The following is a 20,621-nucleotide window of genomic DNA, read 5'->3' on the forward strand; positions in this document are numbered from 1 at the left end:
TGGCTTGTGCGATCCGACATCCCATTTGTTGGATCGAGCAGCACCTTCTACGCTGCAAACGGGAACAAAAAAAGGGGAAAGCTTTCGCCTTCCCCTCTATCCTATTTCAGCTCAATCAGCAGCTCTCCTTTAGGAACCTTGTCTCCGGTCGATATTTTAATCGCCTTTACGGTTGCATCAAATGGAGCGGTGATTGCGGTGTGCATCTTCATTGCCTCAAAAAGAAGCAGCTTATCGCCAGCCTTAACAACATCGCCCTCCTTTACGTACAGCTCCAGAATGGTGCCTGGAAGAAACGAGGTGATCATGTTAGGATTTGGCCTCTCCCACGCCTTACGGTTGCTAACCTTTGTAGGGACTATTGTCTCGTACTTGGTATCGTCAATGATAAAGGTCGTGTAGTCGGGATTCAATTCCTCTTTCTTGCTCATCTTCCCAACGATTAAAATGGAGGAATTCCGTGCTTACGACTAGGACGCTCTACAACCTTCTCCAGCGAAATTTCTAGCGCATGGATAAGGAACTTGCGGGTTTCCTCTGGTTCGACAACGGTATCAACGTACCCTCTCGAAGCAGCAACGTATGGGTTGGCAAACTTCTCCTTGTACTCCTCAACCTTAGCCTTACGCATTTCGTCGGGGTTTTCGGCTTCCATGATTTCCTTACGGAAGATGATGTTAGCGGCCCCTTCGGGTCCCATAACGGCGATTTCGGCAAGAGGCCAAGCAAATACGAAGTCGGCCTGCAGGTGGCGCGAGTTCATGGCGATATACCCACCACCGTATGCCTTACGAAGGATAACGGTAATTCTAGGAACGGTAGCTTCGCTGTAGGCGTAAAGCATCTTTGCTCCGTGGCGGATTACCCCTTGGTGCTCCTGGTCTACGCCTGGAAGATACCCAGGAAGGTCTTCGAAGGTTACGATTGGGATGTTGAATGCGTCGCAGAAGCGGATGAAGCGAGCTGCCTTATCCGACGAGTCGCAGTCGAGCACCCCTGCAAGCACCTTAGGCTGGTTGGCTACGAAACCAATGGTATCACCATTCAAGCGGCCAAATCCGATAACGATATTTTGAGCCCACATTTCCTGAATTTCGAAGAAATCGGAATCGTCAACAACGGCACGAATAACATCGCGAACGTCGTATGGCTTGTTAGGATTATCGGGTACAATATCTCCAATTTTATACTGAGCCTTTGGATGCTTAGGCTCGAAGCGTAGCGCCTTCTTGCTGTTATTCCAAGGAATAAAGGTGATAAGCTTCTTAATCTGCTCAAAGCACTCGGCTTCGCTGTTGGCAAAGAAGTGAGCGTTACCGGTAGTCTCGCAGTGTACACGAGCACCACCAAGTTCTTCTTGGGTAATTTCTTCGCCAAGAACCGATTTAATAACTTCTGGTCCAGTAATGAACATCTTCGAGATGTTGTCTACCACAAAAACGAAGTCGGTTAGCGCAGGAGAGTAAACGGCTCCACCTGCACAAGGGCCAAGAATTACAGAAATTTGAGGAATCACGCCGCTAGCAATGGTGTTGCGGTAGAAAATCTCACCATATCCGGCAAGCGAGTTAACGCCTTCCTGAATACGAGCACCACCCGAGTCGTTAATTCCGATAAGAGGCATACGCATCTTAATAGCGTAGTCCATGATTTTGGTGATTTTGCGAGCGTGCATAAGACCAAGCGAACCACCCATAACGGTAAAGTCCTGAGCAAAGATTGCCACAGGAGAGCCAAATATCGTACCAGTACCTATTACCACACCATCCCCGGCGAGCACTTTACCATCCATTCCAAATTCGCGAGCCGAGTGCTCAACGAAAAGATCGTACTCGTGGAATGAACTTTCATCTAGTAGGGCGAGAATACGCTCGCGTGCGGTCATTTTTCCCATCGCTTGCTGCTTAGCAATCGCTTTTGGGCCACCTCCTTGTAGTACTTCCTCCTTGCGCTTCTTAAGCTCAAGAATTTTCTTTTTCAAAGGCATGTGTTTTTTTGTGTTAGTTGATAACTCGTAAGATGCCGATTATAATTTCCAACATCCACATTATAAATCAAGCTACAATTCTAGCTATTCTAATCCAAAAATGCGAAATAGTGTGATAACTTTAACACCAGTTTTTCACACGTTATACTTTTTTTTTAAAGAAAGGGAACCGCGATAGTCAAAGAAAAAACACCCTATTTAGGTGTTTTCCAGTATAGATATAGTGCAATAAAAGCATAAAGAATGTTAGGAACCCAAATTGCGACATTTGCAGAAATAATGCCTCCAATTGCAAACATTTCGCTAAATCGCATGAAAAGCAGGTAGGAAAAGCCTATAACAAAACCCATTCCGATATGAAGCCCTACCCCTCCCCTTGTTTTACGAGAAGCAAAGGACACACCTATTAAGGTTAGAATAAACGTGCTGAAAGGATACGCATAACGCTTATTCCGTTCTGCCTGCAAAAATTCAACATCGTCGGCTCCGCGCTGCTTCTGCTTTTCGATTTGTCGAGACAACTCTATTAAGTTCATTGTTTCGACCACGTTGGCACGCTGCGAGAGTTCCTTCCCGCTAAGATCTATGAGCGTATCTATCTTCTCGCCACGCTTAATCACCTCCTTACCATTCAGAATCTCACGTATGTAGTAGTTGTAGGCAGTCCACTTTCCACTAGTCGAATCCCACACGGCATAATCAGAAATCAGCTTCGACTTAAGCTTGTTACCCTCAAATTTCTCCAAAGAGAATTTCGAACCAATCTTCCCTATTACCATAAAATTCTCCATATAAACAAACGTGTTCGGAGATAGCTGCCTATGGATGTTTGTTTCTGTATTTTGGTACTGCCTCTTTACGTACTTATTCTCAAAGTCGATTTTAACCTCGTTTGCCCTAGGAATTATGAAGCCAACGAGTAAGAAGTTTAGGACTGCAATTATAAACGCAGCAACAAAGTAGGGATAAAGCAGGCGCTTAAAGCTAACCCCACTTGCCAAAATCGCAACAATCTCGGTATTGCTAGCCAGCTTAGAGGTGAAGAATATTACCGCTACGAAAGTAAACAGAGAGCTGAAAAGGCTTGCGAAGTAGGGAATAAAGTTCATATAGTAATCGAAGAAGATAGCCCTTAACGGAGCATTCTTCTCCATAAAATCATCAATTTTTTCAGCGGCATCGAATACAACTGCAATACCTATAATAATAAGAAGCGCAAAGAAATATGTTCCTATAAACTTCTTGATGATGTATATATCGAGACGCTTAAAAAGTTTAACCTTCATCCTTAGAATTTTTATGCTTTCAAAATTACAAAAGCAACAGAGCTACTAAGCTAATTAGTGTAATTTATTCAACAAAATTATAGTCGAACAGACAGCTTTGGCACCATCATCTCCTTCCATTGAGCAAAATCACCGGCAAGAATATGCGCACGAGACTCGCGTACCAACCAAAGGTAAAAGGCAAGGTTATGCATAGATGCTATCTGAGCACCTAGCATTTCATCGGATATAAACAGATGTCGAAGATACGCCTTGGTGTAGGTTGTATCAACAAATGCGGATCCATTAGGGTCTATCGGCGAAAAATCGTCCCTCCACTTCAGGTTCCGAATGTTGATTATACCTTCGCTTGTAAAGAGCATTCCGTTTCGCCCGTTACGAGTAGGCATAACGCAATCGAACATATCAACTCCACGCGAGATCCCCTCGAGAATATTTACAGGAGTTCCTACGCCCATCAGGTAACGAGGTTTTGTTGAAGGTAGTATCTCGTTCACCACCTCTATCATCTCGTACATCTTTTCGGCAGGTTCTCCCACGGCCAATCCTCCAATGGCATACCCTTCTCTATCGAGAGCAGCAGCATGCTCGGCAGCCTTTCTGCGTAAATCAGGATATACACATCCCTGAACGATTGGAAATAAGGTTTGAGAGTAACCGTAAAGCCCTTCGGTTTCATCAAAACGCTTAATGCATCGTCCCAGCCATCCCTGTGTAAGGTCTAACGATTTTTTGGCATACTCGTAAGTTGCCGTTCCTGGAGGACACTCGTCAAACGCCATGATAATGTCAGCACCAATAACGCGCTGAATATCCATAACATTCTCGGGGGTGAACATATGCTTAGAGCCATCGATATGCGAGCGAAAGGTACACCCTTCATTCGTTAGCTTACGATTTTCGGCCAAAGAGAAAACCTGGTAGCCTCCGCTATCAGTAAGGATTGGCCGATCCCAAGCGCTAAACTTATGCAAGCCGCCAGCAGCCTTAAGCACATCTAGGCCTGGTCTAAGATATAGGTGGTAGGTATTCCCCAGAATAATCTCGGCCTTTATCTCATCCTTTAAATCACGATGAAAAACACCCTTAACGGTAGCAACCGTTCCTACAGGCATGAATATTGGCGTATGTATCTGCCCATGGTCGGTGGTTATTACACCAGCACGCGCTTTCGAATGCAGATCAGTGGCTGTTAAGTCGAACTTCATTATTCTCTTTTATTGAAAATGAGCGCAAAAATAACTAATTATACATCGCAAACTACCGTAGAGTAGGCAATAAATCCGCTCCAAAAATGTTAAGTAGTTTACAACAAACAAATAAAATGTGAATAACAGCTGAGAATGCCGAAAAACTTTGATAAAATTGCCGATTATTTTTTAGCATAACAATGGGGTACACTTCCTTCAGCGAATTAGCGTTTTATCAGCAAGCGTTACTGGTTCTTCTTACGCTTACGTTTTTAATCCAACTTGTATACTACATCTTCGTTTATGGCAAAGTTGGCAGGTTTAAACAGGTGAAAATCGACAGCGCGAAAGCACAATGGCCTCCTGTTTCTGTTGTGATTTGCGCCAGAAACGAGGAGGGAAACCTCAAAAAAAACATTCCGATTATTGCTGAGCAAGATTATACCAACTATGAAATTGTTGTAGTAGATGATTGCTCTGAGGATGACACCCACTATGTACTAAAGTCGTTGAAGGCTATATACCCACACCTACGACAGACTTTCATCAAAAAGGATGAGAAATTTTGGCATGGAAAAAAGCTTGCGGTAACCGTTGGCATTAAATCAGCCATGAATGAAATCATCATACTTACCGATGCAGACTGCGCTCCAAAAACCAACCAATGGCTTAAGCAGATGGTAAATGCCTACAACTCGAATACAGAGGTAGTGCTAGGATACTGCGGGTACGAGCGTAAAAAAGGAATTTTAAATAAGATTATCCGATGCGATGCCTTTTTCGTTGGACTAAACTACCTTGGATTGGCTTTATGCAAGGCACCCTATATGGGTGTTGGACGTAACCTCTCGTACAAAAAAGGCATCTTTTTTAAGAACCGTGGATTCGCCAACCATCATAAGCTAATTTCGGGTGATGACGATTTATTCATCAACGAAGTCGCAACCGGGAAGAACACTAAGGTTTGCATATCCAAAGAAGCACTACTTGTTACAGAGCCCAAAACAAGTTGGGATTCGTGGATTCAGCAAAAAACAAGGCACGGCACAACATACAAGCACTATAGATTTGCCTCAAAAGCAAATCTTGCAATCGAAATGATTAGCCGATTAGCATTTCTAGCAACTGCAGTTGCTCTTGCAGTTTTAATGCCAATCCCATACATTGCTCTCGGCTTTATATTCGTTCGAATAATCATAGTCGCCACTTGCTTTAAAACAAGCATAAACAAGCTTCAAGAGTACGGACTTTGGTTTCCTATGATTCTGTTTGATATTATTTCGCCCGTTTTGTATCTTGCGATTTACCTTAAGCGTAAATTTACACCTAAGAGGCAACAATGGAGCTAGAAGACAATCTATCGGAAAAGGCAAAGTACGACTACAAGCTTGTGCAACTAGCTCTTTTGGGCGATCAAAAGGCGTATGCAGAGCTAATGGATCGGTATAAGGATGCGCTTTTCTTTCTGCTGCTAAAAATGGTAAACAACAAGATTGATGCAGAAGACCTTACCATAGAAGCATTTGGAAAAGCATTCCGCAACATCCACCTTTACACCCCTAACTTTGCCTTTAGCACTTGGCTATTTAAGATTGCCACCAATAACTGTATTGATTTTATCCGAAAGAACAAGGCAAACTTAGTATCGATTGACCAACAGAATGACACTGAGGAATTCTTCTCTCCTCATGTAGATATTCCAGCAAGCGCTCCCGATCCCGAAGAATCGATGATAAAGGAGCAAAATGCCAAGTTAATTCAGGATTTAGTATCTAAGCTAAAACCCAGATACCGACGCCTGCTAGAACTTCGGTACTTTAAAGAGTACTCCTACGAAGAAATAGCAGAAGAACTTGAGCTACCGATAGGTACGGTAAAGGCTCAACTTTTTAGGGCGAAAGAGTTGCTTTCGACCTATATGAAAAACAACAAAGACAACCCACTTTAATGGAAATTATCGAAAAATACTTCCCAAACCTAACCGAGGAACAAAAACGGCAATTTGGGATGCTGCGTGAGCTATACACCGAATGGAACGAAAAGATAAACGTTATCTCCAGAAAAGATATCGACAACATCTACACTAAACACATTCTCCACTCGCTTGCCATAGCAAAAGTCATCTCCTTTAAGAAAGGGACAAAGGTACTAGACGTAGGAACAGGTGGCGGCTTCCCTGGAATTCCTTTAGCAATTATGTTTCCCGAGGTAAGTTTTACTCTTGTAGACTCCATTGGGAAAAAGATTACCGTCGTTCAAAACATTGCAAACAGTATTGGGCTTAAAAACGTAAAGGCAATGCAAATTAGAGCAGAGCAGCTTCCCGAGAACTACGACTTTGTGGTAAGCCGTGCCGTTACCGACATCAAAACGTTTTGTTCGTGGGTATGGAAAAAGATTAAGCCCAAAGGCGAAAATGCACTACCAAACGGCATTCTCTACCTTAAAGGAGGAGACCTAACCGACGAACTCAGCACAATACCCTACCCACGAGTTGTGTACGACATACCAGAGTTTTTTACCGACGAATTCTTTGACACTAAAAAGGTTGTATACCTACAACGCTAGCCAAATCTAAAATTCGTTACGCGCAAACAATATTTTGGTTAAACATTATTTGCGAGAAGAAAAAAAAGGCTATTTTTGCAGTTCAAAAAAAAGGAGTAACAAGTTAATAATATAGTTTAAAGCGTCTCCCAATGAAAAGGACATACCAACCATCGAAGAGGAAGAGAAGAAACAAACACGGCTTTAGAGAAAGAATGTCTACTGCCAATGGACGTAGAGTTCTAGCCGCCAGAAGAGCAAAAGGTCGTAAGAAACTTACTGTATCTGACGAATCAAGAGGCAAGTACTAGTAGTTGCTTTCAAGATATTAAAAAGGCTGTTTCGATTGAGACAGCCTTTTTAATTTTCTACAGCGCTAGTTTCTGAAGTGCCATCGTATAAAGTTCCGTAACCTTCAAAAAGTTGGATATTGGGATGTTCAATGGTCGTTCATTTTTACCCATAAGCTGTTCGATGAAGGAACGAACAAAAGGCTCCTGAGTATTTCCACAATCCTTATAGCTGTCCACAACCTCAATATTCTTATTCTTCATTTTAAACGTCCACGTGTTGCAATCGAGCTCTACTACATTTTTTTGCGAGAATACTTTTACCATTTGAACTTTGCAAAACCCGAGATTTGTAAACCACGTATCAACGGGTATACTCTTTGCCGACTCCGTTTTTCCGTAAAAGACAATGCCGCTTTCGCTTACCGAAGGCAACGCATTTACCTTTATCCTACGGATGTCGCCATCAGAGAAAAAAGCATTCCAATAAAACGACTTGTATAAGATATCAAAGTGAACAACCTCAATGCCATCCTCTTCGTGTATAACCCTAACGTAAAAGGGATCGCTTGCGTACTTACCTATAAAACTAAAAACATTAGGGTTGACAGGGGGGCCTGCTATCATCAGGTCGACATTTGCTTCCTCGCAAATAATCAAAAGTTCCTGATTGACAACCTCTGCTGCCTTTACAGGATCAAGCAAAAGAACATTCTTAAACTGCTTTAGGATGCCGGCAATAGACGCTGACGACTTAAACTCATCGGCAACAACAAGTCCATCAAGCTTTTCATTCGTCACCTCATCGACATTTTTTAAAAGCTTGACATCAAACCCTAACTCCATTGATAGACTATTCATCAACTCGTAAAGGGCAGGTTTAGAGTTTTCAAAAAGTCCAATAAGCATAGCTTTACTCGTTTTATTACAAACATAGCAGAAAAGTAGATGCGTGCTCATCTGTTGCACAATAAAGTTATTAACAGCCTGCCCAAATCTGGCATAAGAGGTTGGCAAACCAACACCATTCGGTATATTTGCACAAAGAGTATACGATGGGAATTACGATTTTTGAAGACAGCTACAGGCATAAAGGGCTAAGACGCAAACTAATTGAAGAACTTCGTCGGAAAGGCATTCGCGACGAACGCGTTTTGAACGCTTTCGACAAAGTGCCAAGACATCTCTTTATGGACAGCAGCTTTGTTGAATTTGCCTATCAGGATAAGGCCTTTCCCATTGCCGCCGGGCAAACAATTTCCCAACCGTATACAGTAGCATTTATGACAGAGTTGCTCAACATTAAACCCCTCGACAAAGTGTTTGAGGTTGGAACAGGCTCAGGCTATCAGACGGCCATTCTTTCGGAATTGGGGGCCAAAGTTTACACCATAGAACGGCAGAAAGACCTATTTCAGAGTTGTCAGCATCTATTAAAAATGCTTGGATACAACCCCCTCTACTTTTTTGGGGATGGATACTTAGGTAAACCATCATATGCACCATATGATAAAATCATTGTAACGGCAGGCGCCCCCGAAATCCCAAAGGATTTGATTGCACAGCTCGCCATTGGGGGCAGAATGGTAATCCCAATTGGAACCTCAGACCTTCAGGTTATGACTACCCTCGATAGAATATCGCCAACACAGGTAGACATACATGAGCACGGGAACTTTGTATTTGTACCCATGCTCAAAGGAACTAATAATAGATAACTCACAATGCTAAGATATGATAACTGTAAAAACTTTCATCTGCAACCCCTTTCAAGAGAACACCTATATTCTGTACGACGAAACTGGCGAATGCGTGATTGTTGATGCTGGCTGTTACACTCCTGATGAACAAGAAAGCATCGACAGCTTTATTGCAGGAAACAACCTAAGACCCGTTAAATTACTAAACACACACGGACATATTGACCATATTGCAGGCATTGAATACCTAAGCAAGAAGTATAAGATAGAACTTTACATGCACGCCGACGATGTCGATAACATCAATCGTTCTGTGGCAATGGGTGCCGCTTGGGGATTCAACATTCAGGTACCAAGTTGCGAGGTAAACTTTGTTGAAGAAAATGACAACGTAACATTTGGGAACTCAACGCTAAAAGTTATTGCACTACCAGGCCACACCAAGGGAGGCGTTGGCTACTACAACGCCGAACAAAAGATTATTATGGTGGGCGACACCCTATTTAGAGGGAGCATAGGAAGGACAGACCTTCCTGGTGGAGATTACGAGACCATAATTAGAAGCATAATAAAAAATCTGCTTCCACTTGGCGACGAAGTTCGCTACTACTCGGGACACGGCGAAAGCAGTACCCTAGGACACGAGCGCCGATATAACCCGTTTGTGAATGAACATCCTTTTGAACTTTAACGTTAAAAGATTACACAGTCTAATTTTTTAATCAAAAATAGATTAGATATTAAAAGTGTATATCTATTTTTAAGCTCCAATTTAGAACTTAACCTAGTAACAACATAAATAATGGCAAACGATAATTTTGTCGAAAGACACAACGGACCTCGTCAGCACGAAATAGCCGAAATGCTTAATGTTATAGGCGTTTCTTCCATAGACGAGTTAATCAACCAAGTAGTTCCAGAAGACATCAGATTGAAGGAGCCGCTTAATCTTGAAAAGGAAATCAGCGAGTACGAGTTTGCTCTTAAGGTTAAACAGATAGCCTCTAAGAACAAGCTATACCGCAGTTTTATTGGTATGGGCTACTACCCAACCTACACTCCTGCAGTAATTCAGCGAAACATCTTCGAGAACCCTAGCTGGTATACCTCTTACACTCCCTATCAAGCTGAAATTTCTCAGGGTCGCCTAGAGGCGCTACTCAACTTCCAAACAGCAATTCTTAGCCTTACCGGGATGGAAATCAGCAACTGCTCGTTGCTCGATGAAGCTACTGCCGCTGCTGAAGCAATGACCATGATGCTTGGTGCACGTTCGCGTGCCGCTGTCAAGGTTGGCAAGAACGTTCTTTTTGTTGATGAAGATATCTTTCCTCAAACCCTAGACGTTATTAATCTCCGTGCCACTCCAAGAGATATAGAAGTGGTTGTGGGTAAGTTTGAAGAGTTCGAATTAACCGATAAGATGTTTGGTGCAATCGTTCAATATCCAACTGCATCAGGAAAGATAAAAGACTATAGCGCATTTACGGCAAAATGTCACGAGCAGGAAATTCTGGTAACTGCCGTTTGCGACATCTTAAGCCTTGCCCTTATGAAGGCTCCTGCAGAATGGGGTGCTGATATTGCCGTTGGCTCTACTCAACGCTTCGGAGTTCCAATGGGCTTTGGCGGACCTCATGCAGCCTACCTTGCAACTAAGGATGAGTACAAGCGCAGTATGCCTGGTCGTATCATTGGAGTTTCTGTAGACCGCCTTGGCAAGCAATCGCTACGCATGGCGCTACAAACCCGCGAGCAGCACATCAAACGCGAAAAGGCAACATCGAATATTTGTACAGCACAGGCACTTCTTGCTTCGATGGCGGGTATGTTTGCCGTTTACTATGGCCCAGAAGGCGTTCGTAGAATTGCTCTTCACGCTCACAATGCCGCTTGTGCCGTAAACAAGGGGCTTGTAGCCCTAGGATACAAGCAGCACAACGCAAACTTCTTCGACACATTAGAAGTTGAGGTTGCTGATACTAAAAAGATTCAGGAACTTGCTCTTGCCAAAGAGATAAACTTCTTCTACCCATGCGACAAGACCGTTCGTATGAGCTTCGACGAGGTTACCACCGAGACCGAAATCCAAACCATTCTTGACATCTTCGCTGCTGCCGCTGGCAAAAAGAGCGAAGCCTCTGCAGAAATAGGCAACAGCATTTGCTTCGACAAGCAATTTGAAAGGACCTCTGCAATTCTCACCGAAAAAGTATTCAACAAGTACCAATCGGAAACAGAGATGATGCGCTACATAAAGAAGCTTGAACGTAAGGACATTTCGCTTACCCACAGCATGATTTCATTGGGATCTTGCACCATGAAGCTAAATGCTGCTGCCGAAATGCTTCCGCTTAGTTTCCCAGAATTTGCAGCATTACACCCATTCGTACCAGCAGATCAGGCTGAAGGATACTACGAACTGCTTAAAGATCTAGAAAACGATTTAGCCGTTATCACCGGATTTGCAGCAACATCTCTACAACCAAACTCTGGTGCAGCGGGTGAATATTCAGGATTAATGGTTATCCGCCAACACCATATAAACAACGGAGAAGGACATCGTAACGTTGCTATCATTCCAGCATCAGCACACGGAACCAACCCTGCCTCAGCTGCCATGGCTGGCATGGAGGTTGTTGTGGTTGCTTGCGACGAAAAAGGAAACATCAACGTAGACGATCTTCGCGAAAAAGCGAATCAGCATCGCGACAACCTTTCGTGCTTAATGGTTACCTACCCATCTACCCACGGCGTCTTCGAAAGACGCATTAGGGAGATCGTTAACATTATTCACGAGGCAGGTGGACAAGTTTACATGGACGGCGCTAACATGAACGCTCAGGTAGCCATTACCAACCCAGGCTTTATCGGAGCAGACGTTTGCCACCTAAACTTACACAAGACCTTTGCAATACCTCACGGTGGAGGTGGTCCTGGCGTTGGTCCTATCTGCGTAGCAAAGCACCTAGCCCAATTCTTGCCATCTCACAGTATGGTAAAAACGGGAGGCAACAAGCCAATCAACTCGGTTGCTGCTGCTCCATTTGGTAGCGCTAGCGTAGTCCCAATCACCTACGGTTACATCAAGATGCTTGGCTCTGAAGGATTGAAGAAGGTTACCGAGATGGCCATCCTTAATGCCAACTATCTATCGAAAAAATTAGAATGCTGCTACAGCACTCTATATACAGGAGAAACCGGACGTGTTGGTCACGAGTGTATAATCGACGTACAGAACTTTAAGCGCGAATATGGCATTGATGCTACCGATATTGCAAAGCGTTTGATGGACTTTGGGTTCCACGCTCCTACCCTTTCGTTCCCTGTTCACGAAACCCTAATGGTTGAGCCTACAGAAAGCGAATCAGTTCAGGAAATTGATCGTTTTGTAGAGGCAATGATTACCATTAAGAACGAGTGCGAAGAGATAAAGAACGGTACTGCCGATGCAGAGGATAACGTTCTAAAGATGGCACCTCATACTGCCGAAGAGGTTTGTGGCAACGAATGGAACCACAAGTACGACAGGATGAAGGCTGCTTATCCTCTTGAATGGATTAAGGAGAACAAGTTCTGGCCTGCATCTACCCGTGTTGATAACGGATTTGGAGACCGTAATCTTGTTTGCACCTGCGCACCTATTGAGTCGTACCTTTAGAAATCATCTGCAATAGAAAAATGGAAAGAGAGCGTAACTAAACGTTTACGCTCTCTTTCCATTTTCAATGTCGTTTACAAACCCTATTCAAACTACTTTATTGCTCTCCATAGTCGCATAAAGTAAACAAGAATATACGTTAGCAAACCAATCCAAACTAATGCACTTACAATTAAAAACAGGCTCATAATTTCACTTTTTGAATCAAGAAATCCATTAGTTGCCTTTCAAAAATAGTAGAATATGCGAAACAACAATCCCTGATGTAGGGTCAAAACGTCAATTATTTACCAATTGGCAAATAAACTTTGGGAAACGAGCTACAAAAACTCTCGTTTATCAGATACCTCCGAGTTCTCACTGTGGAATTGATGATTAGAACTATCAGGCTCTGTTCTTACTTGCCTATACTTTCCCGGACTAACTCCATAAGCTTTGGTAAATGCTCTGTAGAATGAGTTCATCGAACTAAAGCCTGACTTTTCTGCTATATAATTAAGGCTGTAAATGTCGTACGAAAAGTCGGAGAGCAGAATCAAGGCGTTTTCAACTCTAAGTTTGTTTACAAAAGAGCAAAAATTTAGTCCAACCGCCTTATTTATGTAGCAGGAAATATAGGTACGATTAGAATTCATAGCCTCGCAAACATCCCAAATCTTGAGATCCTGCTGCAGGTATATCTTCTTCTCATAAAAAAGCATATTAAACTGCTCTACGAATTTGGCATCAAAGCTATCGACAACACTACAATCACATTCATCTGTATACTTATCATCTTTCATGGCAACACAAACCTGCTTTTGCTTACTACCCACAAAACCCACAACGTAAAGCATCGAACTTAGCATTACAGAAGGAATCGCCAATAAATAATCGTTGTGTAAGAACACCTGAAAGCCAATTAGATTAAAAACCATGCTAGTTCCCGATGTAATAGCCATAGCTACAAGCACGAAAGAGAGGTTGTCTACCCTTCGAGATTCGGGGTTAGAGAAGAAGTCTGGAATCGAAATATTGTACCGTCTTATGTTCTTTACATTATAGTAAAGCGTTACAACAACTAAAACGCCAAACACCAACCGTGAGGATAGGAAGAGCATCGTTACCACCGAAAGCATATCACCATCAAATCGAGCCATTGATAGCTGATTGCTCTCCATTAAATGTTGCAATGCATGAACATCCTTTTGCGGCAACATTAGGATTCCTGCTGATAAAGCAACAAAATAGAACAAGGCTGGAATATAGTGTAAAAGATACTTTTTCTGGAAACTTGGATGCAACGTTATCATGCAAACGTAGTGAAAGTACATTGGGTAAACCAGCAGACTTGCCAACGTGTACACAGGCAAAAGGTATATAAACAAACTGAGCTGTCCATTAAAGTAGGGGATGTAACATAAGTAAAGCACAAAAGCAACCATCATAAATAACGATAGAAACCTTCGTGCTTGACTATTATCTCCCTTATCGAAGAAAAGAGTTAGGCCCCAAAATAGCGTTGTAAGAGAAGGCAGACAAATAACAAGATTGTGCAGCATACTTACATTTTGGGAGAAATATAGCAATAAATAGTATCACTGCTACTCCATAGCTCGCACCATTTCGTTCACCAGATTAGTAGCACCTACGAAGATGTCTTTAATGGATGAACTAAGCATATAGCATGGAGTAGTGAATATCTTATTCTCTAAATCAATGGCAACCTCGCCTTTACCCGAACTTTGATGCTTAGCCCCAAAGTTTTCGATATCGGCAGCAGTTCCTCTATCGGAACCGATTGTTAGCATTCCCTTGCCCAGTATTTTTGCAACAACTACCGGAGCAATACACATTGCACCAATTACCTTTTTTTGGCTGTAAGCGTCCTTAACGGCTCTTTCCACTTCAGAATTAACCTTCATGCTTGCACCATCGCGACCATAGGTGCTAAGATTGAGCGCAGCGCCGAATCCACCGGGGAAAAGCAGCGCATCGTAATCGGCAGCACGATACTCGCTTAGCGGTTTTATGTTGCCACGAGCAATACGAGCCGATTCTACAAGTACGTTTCTCTTTTCATCAACCTCCCTCCCTGTTAAATGGTTTACAACCCTAAGCTGCAGCATATCGGGAGCAAAAAGCTGATAGAAGCATCCGGCCATATCAACAGCAAGCATTGCCATTACCGATTCGTGAATCTCGGCGCCATCTTGAACGCCGCATCCAGAAATTACTATTGCGAACTTTTTCATGATTTAGTTTTTTTCGAAAAGGTATCAATTTAAAACAAAATTATCAACACTTTAGGATTTAGGCTGCTTTCGAACTTTCTTTTGCTTCCAGCTCCAGAGATTAAGATCAACTTGCGATTCGAGGTGCTTTTCGAGATCATCGGGAAGGGTGTAAAAGAAATCTATCCCGGTAAAACGCTCTACGCTATCTACAGGTACCGCAAAATCTTTCACAGAGCGCGTACTCTTTTGGTTAGGCATTATAAAGCCAATGGCTTTAAGCTCGGGTTGCGTATAGTCGAGGATTACCTTATAGTAGTAGCGGGGAACGGATACGCCACTTGGCCCAATTCTTTCGAGATTACCGGAAAGAACAGGGCCTGTTGCTATATAAATTCGCTCGTTATCAATAGCCCAAGCGCGTACCTGCTCTTCAAGGTCCTTCCATATGCCCCTATTAAAGCTAGGCTCCTGCGGACTCATATTGCTAAAGAAAAATGACTCCTTCATGGTCGTCTCCGACCATCCCATATCGGCAGCTGGGGCCAAATGCCCTCTATCGTACCCCGAACGGGCGTAGTCGGCATTGGTTGCAGAGCCTGTTCTAACCGCAGGATCGTCTATGAACTTATTAGTTCGCTTAGCGCTTCGCTGCTCTACATGCTCTTTGGTTAGAACATAGGCCACCCAAAAGGCTTGCTCGTCATCTTCGCTATAGGAAAGCGTGTAACCCGTATGCTTTACGATCTGAGTCCTTGAACTCGATTTCGGCAATTCGTATCGGGCCTCGTTATCGGCCTTACTATTGTGCTGCACGGCATAAACCGACAAACCGAGGAGCAGCATCAGCAAAAGGGGAAAGCGTAATTTCATTCCAACAAATTTTAAGGCAAAGATAGCGAAACAGCAGAAAGTTAATCGGGAGGTATAAACCATGTGAAAAGCTTAGCAGCGGCAGCTATTAAAGGAAGCTTTGCTGAAGCCTTCGCATAAAGGCAATCGTACTGTCAATATTGTCTGTTGCTTACTCTTTCAAAATAACTTTTAGATCACTAGTCTGCCCTTACTCCTTAATCAGAAAGAACAACGAACAGCTGGCACATAATAGCTGAGGCTGTATGGCTGCGAAGCGATACGGAATAACAGCAGGATGCTTACGCTTAACTTTACGCCACAACGAGCAAGAATAGAAAGGTTCTTTCTATATTTACTTCAAAAATTGAAGCCAGATGAAAGCACCAGATAAGCTTATTGCCAAGCAATTCCTTGGGAAGCTAACCGAAATTGAGAAAAAGGAGCTGCAGCAGTGGCTTTCAGAATCGGAGGAGAATGCGTCAATTGTCGAACAGGCCCAAAAGGTTTGGGACGAGCTGGGATTTGCCGACAGCGAGTTTACGGAAGATAAGCAGGTTGCCTGGGAGATGATGGTAAGCAGCATCAAGCCAATAACAACATCAGAAAAACGATCGCTTTCGAAGCTTATAGGGCAGACGCTGCTTATTATTGTGCTGCTGTTTATCGTTATGGGCATTGGCATTGCCCTGCTTACCGGAACGATTAACACTACCATAACGGCGAAACAACGGAGCGAGCGCGTTAGCCTCCCCGATGGCACCATTGCCTACCTGGATAGCGGGACAACCATAAAGTACTCTAAGCTTTACGGAAGCAGGAACCGCACCGTCAACCTAAAGGGCGAGGCAATTTTTGAGGCGATAAGCGCACAGCGGCTTCCGCTTACCATTCGGACAAAGAATTCAAAGATTACCATAGACAATGGCATTGCAGATGTTTTGACGAAGGACGAAAGCATTAGAGAGGCCATTGCCCTCCGCGGCAACCTTAACCTTAAAACGATAAGCAAAACGATAAGCGTAAGAGAGGGGAGCATGATATCGGTAGACTCGCTGGATACGCCAATGATTATACCAGCAAATATGAATCTTATTGCATGGCGAACCGGGCAGCTAGTAGCAGATGGCACCCCGCTAGGTAAGCTCATCAGGCCAATTGAGAAGCTAACGCGAAAGAAGGTGCATTTTAGCAGCACTGTAGACTATAGCATTCCGCTAACCTTTACCGTTAAGCCCGCTACCGAAAGAAGCATTACCGATACGCTGGCAAAACATCTAAAACTTCAGGTGAAGCTGGAGGAACAAACGATAGTTTTTTACTAGAAGGCGAGAATAGCCCATAAAAATGGCAAGCGAGGTGCAGCTCTTCTGCACCTCGCTTGCTATTTAGGCTTGCCGCTAGCGGCACTCTACTGAGTAACGGTTAGAATTCCGCGTAGGCGGATGTCCTTGCAGGAGGCGCCAACCATGATGCGGAAGTCGCCAGGTTCTACCACCTTATTCAAGTTGACATCGAGCATGGAGAGCATTTCGGGGGTTACCGAGAAGGTTACCGTGGTAGCCTCGCCCGGTTTTAGCGTGATGCGCTTAAACGCCTTGAGCTCGGTGATGGGGCGAACGACCGAAGCCAGCTCGTCGCGGAGGTAGAGCTGTACGACCTCATCGCCTGCAACCTTTCCGGTATTGCGAACGGTGAGGGAGATCTGCGTAGAGTCGGTTGCAGAGATGCTCTTCTTGATTATATCGAGGTTGCTGTACTCGAAGGTGGTGTAGCTAAGCCCGTAACCGAATGGGAATAGGGGTTGACCGGTGAGGTTGTTGTAGTCGTCGCCACGCCCGGTAGGCTTATGGTTGTAAACCAGCGGTAGCTGCCCCTCGAATACGGGGAAGGTGATGGGAAGACGACCTGCGGGGTTGTAGTCGCCAAAGAGAACGTCGGCAACGGCGTTGCCTCCCTCCTCGCCGGGATACCAAACGTCGAGAATAGAGGATACGTTGCCCATCCAATTATTCATGGTAATGGCGCTTCCACCAACGAGCACTACGGCAACAGGTTTTCCGGTTGCGGCGATGCGGTTAATGAGCTCTTCCTGACGTCCGGGAAGGGAAAGGTAGGCCCTATCGCGGAACTCGCCCTCTTCGATACCCACAACCACTACGGCAACATCGCTTTGCGCGGCAATCTTTACGGCATTATCAATATCCAAAGCCTCGGTATTCTTTACACCTGCATTCCACACTAAGGAGAAGAAGGCGTTTCCGGCTGGCTCGTAGTATTCAACTCGAATATCGTACTCGCGGCCCTTTTCGAAGGTGAAATCCTTAAGCACGGCCTGCTTAGTGAGCTTCTTCCAGTTGTCGACAACGAGCTTACCATCGATGTAGATACGGTATCCATCGTTACCATCGACCCCAATCTTGAACTTGCCCGTTGCTGGAGCCTTTAGCTTGCCCGTCCATCGAACGGAGTAGAAGTCGTAGGGCAGCACGTTGGGATCGGGAGAGAAGAGCGTCCATTGGAACTGCAGCTGCTGGTCGATGCGGGTGAGCGCGGGAACTCCCGAAAGGGTAACGTTGCTGAAGTATTCGCCCTTAAGCCCCTTCTGAACCTTACCATCGACTATGCAGGATAGCGCATCGGAAGGAATGGTGACGTACTGAACGTCCTCGCGGCTACAACCCTTGGCGTAGCGAACGGCAGCGGATGTTCCGAGCTTACGCTTTATACCATCGAGGATGCTAACCTTGTTGATGCCGGGGCCGCTGTACCCGCCAAGGCGAGCCTCGGCAGCATCGGGACCGATAACGGCAATCGACTTGATCGTACGGCTTAGCGGAAGGATGTTTTTATCATTTTTAAGAAGAACAACTGACTTTTGAGCAGCCTCGCGGGCAATCTGACGGTGCGAGGGGTGTCCGTTCCAAACCTTAGCCTCCTTCGGATCGACATAAGGGTTCTCGAATAGGCCCAGCTCGAACTTCAGGCGAAGAACGCGGGCGACGGCCTCGTCGATAACCTTTTGGCTAATGCGGCCATCGAGGAAAGGGGGCATGAAGAGCGACTTGTGATCGTAGCTGGTTTGGAATATGACGTCGAGGCCGTTGGTAATGGAGCTTACGGTGGAGCCGGGATAATCCTTGGCGGTGAAGTGGAGCACGTTGGCGCCACCAGTTGCTCCGGCATCGGAGATGGTGAAGCCCTTAAAGCCCCACTCCTTCTTGAGCAGCTGGTTGAGTAGCCAGTCGTTGCCAGTGCAGGGGGAGCCATCGAGCGAGTTGTAGGAGGTCATTACCGAGCGCGAGCCGCCCTGCTTAAAGCAGGCCTCAAACGGAGGCAGGTAGATCTCGCGCAGCAGCCTTTCGTTGAAGTGAATGGGGTAGCTATCGCGACCGCCATCGCCCACGTTGGCCAAGAAGTGCTTGGGGGTGGTGATGATGCCCATCTTCTCGAGCTCCGAGACGTAGGCAACGCCCATTGCCGAGGCGAGAAGCGGGTCTTCGCCGTAGGTTTCCTCGGTGCGGCCCCAGCGAACATCGCTGGCGATGTTTACCACCGGAGAAAGAATCTGCCTTAGACCACGAGTGTAGCATTCCTTGGCTATAGCCTGCGATACACGGCGCATGGTTGCAGGATCGAAGGTTGCAGCGAGCCCGATTGCCTGAGGAAAGGCGGTTGCACCCTGACGAACCAGCCCGTGAAGCGCCTCGTCGAAAGGAATAATAGGAATACCCAACCGACTTTGAGAAAGGAAGTAGCGCTGCATATCGTTCACCATTTCGGCGGTTTCGGTAGCCGAGGCTCCGGCAGCGTAGCTGAGCATCTGCTGGGCAGCATCGGCATTCTGGCCTACGGTGCTGATCTGAAAACCAAATATTCCTGTTTTGTAGCGATCGCGATCGCCGCTAATATCGCCAGGGATCATAAAGAGCTGCCAGAACTTCTCCTCGGGAGTCATGCGCGAGAGCAGATCGCGGACACGATCCTCTATCGGAACCTTAGGATCCTTGTAGGGCTGAGCGCTAACGTGTATGGCTAGCGACAGAACCATCAGGGGAATAAGTAGTAACCTCATTTTGCTATGGGATTAGATTTAAAAAGCTGTACTTAGGAACTCAAAGGTACGCAAAGAAAATATCGCATGCTTGTTTGTGGTGATTTTTACGCTAAGCTAGCACTCATCTATCTAGAATTCCATCCATTTAGCAGTAAATAAAAGATGCATACAGGGTGCACATTGATCAACAATGGGAACAACCAAAATATGATTGGATATTTTTTTTAAAAATACTTGCCGATGCCGTGTGGAATTTCGATGGCAGCTGCATCTATATAGTATCGACCGAAAAGATACGCGATTATTTGTTGTTCGTTAGGCCCAAGGGGCCAACGATACCAAGATAGAACATTGAACGTTTCGATTACTAGGGAGAGGAGTTGTGGTTAGCTCCTCTCCTCTTTTTTTCTATAACCAAGACTTCCGACTACAACAGCCTCACCAAATAGGCGACGTGCAGCATGGAACAATTCGGCTGTACTATCGAATTCCCAACCATATCCACACCATTTTTCGGTTAATTTGTAGAAACCATCACAAACGGCTGGAGCAGCTGTTCGTGGGTATAAATCGGAGGTTGCAAAAAAAATTAAACGGAAAGGGGATTGGTTGTTCGGTGTGGCAACTCAAGTACTATGAACATATCATCCGCAACGAACAATCGTACATCAATATTGCCGAATACATTATCAAGAATCCGGCAAAATGGCAGGGGATAGATTATACAGAGGATTAAATCCGACGATAAATAATTTGGAGAAAGAATAACACAGAGCATTTGAATAATTTTATAGGATAGCCAACTGAAAAACAAAACTGTAAGCAAATATTTACAATG

General features: G+C 44.7%; 18 protein-coding genes. 9 read left to right on the forward strand and 9 right to left on the reverse strand.

Annotated elements, in window-relative coordinates:
- Positions 1–101: 101 nt before the first annotated feature.
- From CLV25_RS01000 to tgt, 4 genes are all read right to left on the reverse strand, one after another.
- A complete protein-coding gene (locus CLV25_RS01000; protein WP_131837772.1) occupies positions 102–431 on the reverse strand; it encodes a biotin/lipoyl-containing protein in 330 nt (109 codons plus the stop codon).
- An 11-nt stretch (positions 432–442) separates the two neighbouring features.
- The gene (locus CLV25_RS01005) at positions 443–1,987 is read right to left on the reverse strand and encodes an acyl-CoA carboxylase subunit beta (RefSeq protein WP_131837773.1); all 1,545 of its coding nucleotides are present in this window, start codon (positions 1,985–1,987) and stop codon (positions 443–445) included.
- A 194-nt stretch (positions 1,988–2,181) separates the two neighbouring features.
- Complete coding sequence (locus tag CLV25_RS01010) at positions 2,182–3,273, reverse strand: LptF/LptG family permease (protein ID WP_131837774.1); 1,092 nt, start codon at positions 3,271–3,273, stop codon at positions 2,182–2,184.
- Positions 3,274–3,350: 77 nt separating this feature from the next.
- Positions 3,351–4,481 (reverse strand): tRNA guanosine(34) transglycosylase Tgt, encoded by a 1,131-nt coding sequence (gene tgt / locus CLV25_RS01015; protein WP_131837775.1) that lies wholly within the window; start codon positions 4,479–4,481, stop codon positions 3,351–3,353.
- A 182-nt stretch (positions 4,482–4,663) separates the two neighbouring features.
- Between tgt and CLV25_RS01020 the strand changes: the two genes are divergently transcribed.
- The 4 genes from CLV25_RS01020 (at position 4,664) to rpmH (ending at position 7,321) form a co-directional block, all read left to right on the forward strand.
- Positions 4,664–5,812, forward strand: coding sequence for a glycosyltransferase (locus CLV25_RS01020; protein ID WP_131837776.1), 1,149 nt, complete (start codon positions 4,664–4,666; stop codon positions 5,810–5,812).
- Complete coding sequence (locus tag CLV25_RS01025) at positions 5,803–6,411, forward strand: RNA polymerase sigma factor (RefSeq protein WP_131837777.1); 609 nt, start codon at positions 5,803–5,805, stop codon at positions 6,409–6,411. Before CLV25_RS01020 ends, CLV25_RS01025 begins: the two co-directional genes overlap by 10 nt.
- Positions 6,411–7,031, forward strand: a complete 621-nt coding sequence (rsmG, locus tag CLV25_RS01030) for a 16S rRNA (guanine(527)-N(7))-methyltransferase RsmG (protein WP_131837778.1) — start codon at positions 6,411–6,413, stop codon at positions 7,029–7,031. The genes CLV25_RS01025 and rsmG overlap by 1 nt, the downstream gene beginning before the upstream one ends.
- Before the next feature lie 131 nt (positions 7,032–7,162).
- Positions 7,163–7,321 carry a 50S ribosomal protein L34 gene (gene rpmH / locus CLV25_RS01035; RefSeq protein WP_131837779.1) on the forward strand — a complete coding sequence of 53 codons (159 nt, stop codon included), beginning with the start codon at positions 7,163–7,165 and terminating at the stop codon, positions 7,319–7,321.
- Between the two features lie 57 nt (positions 7,322–7,378).
- Here rpmH and CLV25_RS01040 read toward each other — a convergent pair whose 3' ends face one another.
- Positions 7,379–8,209 carry a hypothetical protein gene (locus CLV25_RS01040; protein ID WP_131837780.1) on the reverse strand — a complete coding sequence of 277 codons (831 nt, stop codon included), beginning with the start codon at positions 8,207–8,209 and terminating at the stop codon, positions 7,379–7,381.
- Positions 8,210–8,355: 146 nt separating this feature from the next.
- Between CLV25_RS01040 and CLV25_RS01045 the strand changes: the two genes are divergently transcribed.
- The 3 genes from CLV25_RS01045 to gcvP all read left to right on the forward strand — a co-directional run bounded on the left by CLV25_RS01045 (position 8,356) and on the right by gcvP (position 12,661).
- Entirely contained in the window at positions 8,356–9,018 is a 663-nt protein-coding gene (locus CLV25_RS01045; RefSeq protein ID WP_131837781.1) for a protein-L-isoaspartate(D-aspartate) O-methyltransferase, read from the forward strand.
- A 16-nt stretch (positions 9,019–9,034) separates the two neighbouring features.
- Entirely contained in the window at positions 9,035–9,691 is a 657-nt protein-coding gene (locus CLV25_RS01050) for an MBL fold metallo-hydrolase (protein WP_131837782.1), read from the forward strand.
- A gap of 111 nt (positions 9,692–9,802) precedes the next feature.
- Entirely contained in the window at positions 9,803–12,661 is a 2,859-nt protein-coding gene (gene gcvP / locus CLV25_RS01055; RefSeq protein WP_131837783.1) for an aminomethyl-transferring glycine dehydrogenase, read from the forward strand.
- 320 nt (positions 12,662–12,981) lie between these two features.
- Here the strand turns inward: gcvP and CLV25_RS01060 are convergent, their stop codons facing one another.
- The 3 genes from CLV25_RS01060 to CLV25_RS01070 all read right to left on the reverse strand — a co-directional run bounded on the left by CLV25_RS01060 (position 12,982) and on the right by CLV25_RS01070 (position 15,747).
- Positions 12,982–13,800 (reverse strand): helix-turn-helix domain-containing protein, encoded by an 819-nt coding sequence (locus tag CLV25_RS01060; RefSeq protein ID WP_207895566.1) that lies wholly within the window; start codon positions 13,798–13,800, stop codon positions 12,982–12,984.
- 444 nt (positions 13,801–14,244) lie between these two features.
- A complete protein-coding gene (gene elbB / locus CLV25_RS01065) occupies positions 14,245–14,895 on the reverse strand; it encodes an isoprenoid biosynthesis glyoxalase ElbB (RefSeq protein ID WP_131837785.1) in 651 nt (216 codons plus the stop codon).
- 51 nt (positions 14,896–14,946) lie between these two features.
- A complete protein-coding gene (locus tag CLV25_RS01070) occupies positions 14,947–15,747 on the reverse strand; it encodes a DNA/RNA non-specific endonuclease (protein WP_131837786.1) in 801 nt (266 codons plus the stop codon).
- 356 nt (positions 15,748–16,103) lie between these two features.
- Here CLV25_RS01070 and CLV25_RS01075 point away from each other — a divergent pair, with 356 nt between their 5' ends.
- The gene (locus tag CLV25_RS01075; protein WP_131837787.1) at positions 16,104–17,051 is read left to right on the forward strand and encodes a FecR domain-containing protein; all 948 of its coding nucleotides are present in this window, start codon (positions 16,104–16,106) and stop codon (positions 17,049–17,051) included.
- A gap of 86 nt (positions 17,052–17,137) precedes the next feature.
- On the opposite strand, the gene CLV25_RS01080 is transcribed toward CLV25_RS01075, so the two are convergent.
- Positions 17,138–19,801, reverse strand: a complete 2,664-nt coding sequence (locus CLV25_RS01080; protein ID WP_131837788.1) for a glycoside hydrolase family 3 C-terminal domain-containing protein — start codon at positions 19,799–19,801, stop codon at positions 17,138–17,140.
- A 559-nt stretch (positions 19,802–20,360) separates the two neighbouring features.
- On the opposite strand from CLV25_RS01080, the gene CLV25_RS16145 reads away from it, so the two are divergent.
- Positions 20,361–20,519 (forward strand): hypothetical protein, encoded by a 159-nt coding sequence (locus tag CLV25_RS16145; RefSeq protein ID WP_207895567.1) that lies wholly within the window; start codon positions 20,361–20,363, stop codon positions 20,517–20,519.
- Positions 20,520–20,621 lie beyond the last annotated feature (102 nt).

This window comes from Acetobacteroides hydrogenigenes, assembly GCF_004340205.1.
GTDB classification, from domain to species: domain Bacteria; phylum Bacteroidota; class Bacteroidia; order Bacteroidales; family ZOR0009; genus Acetobacteroides; species Acetobacteroides hydrogenigenes.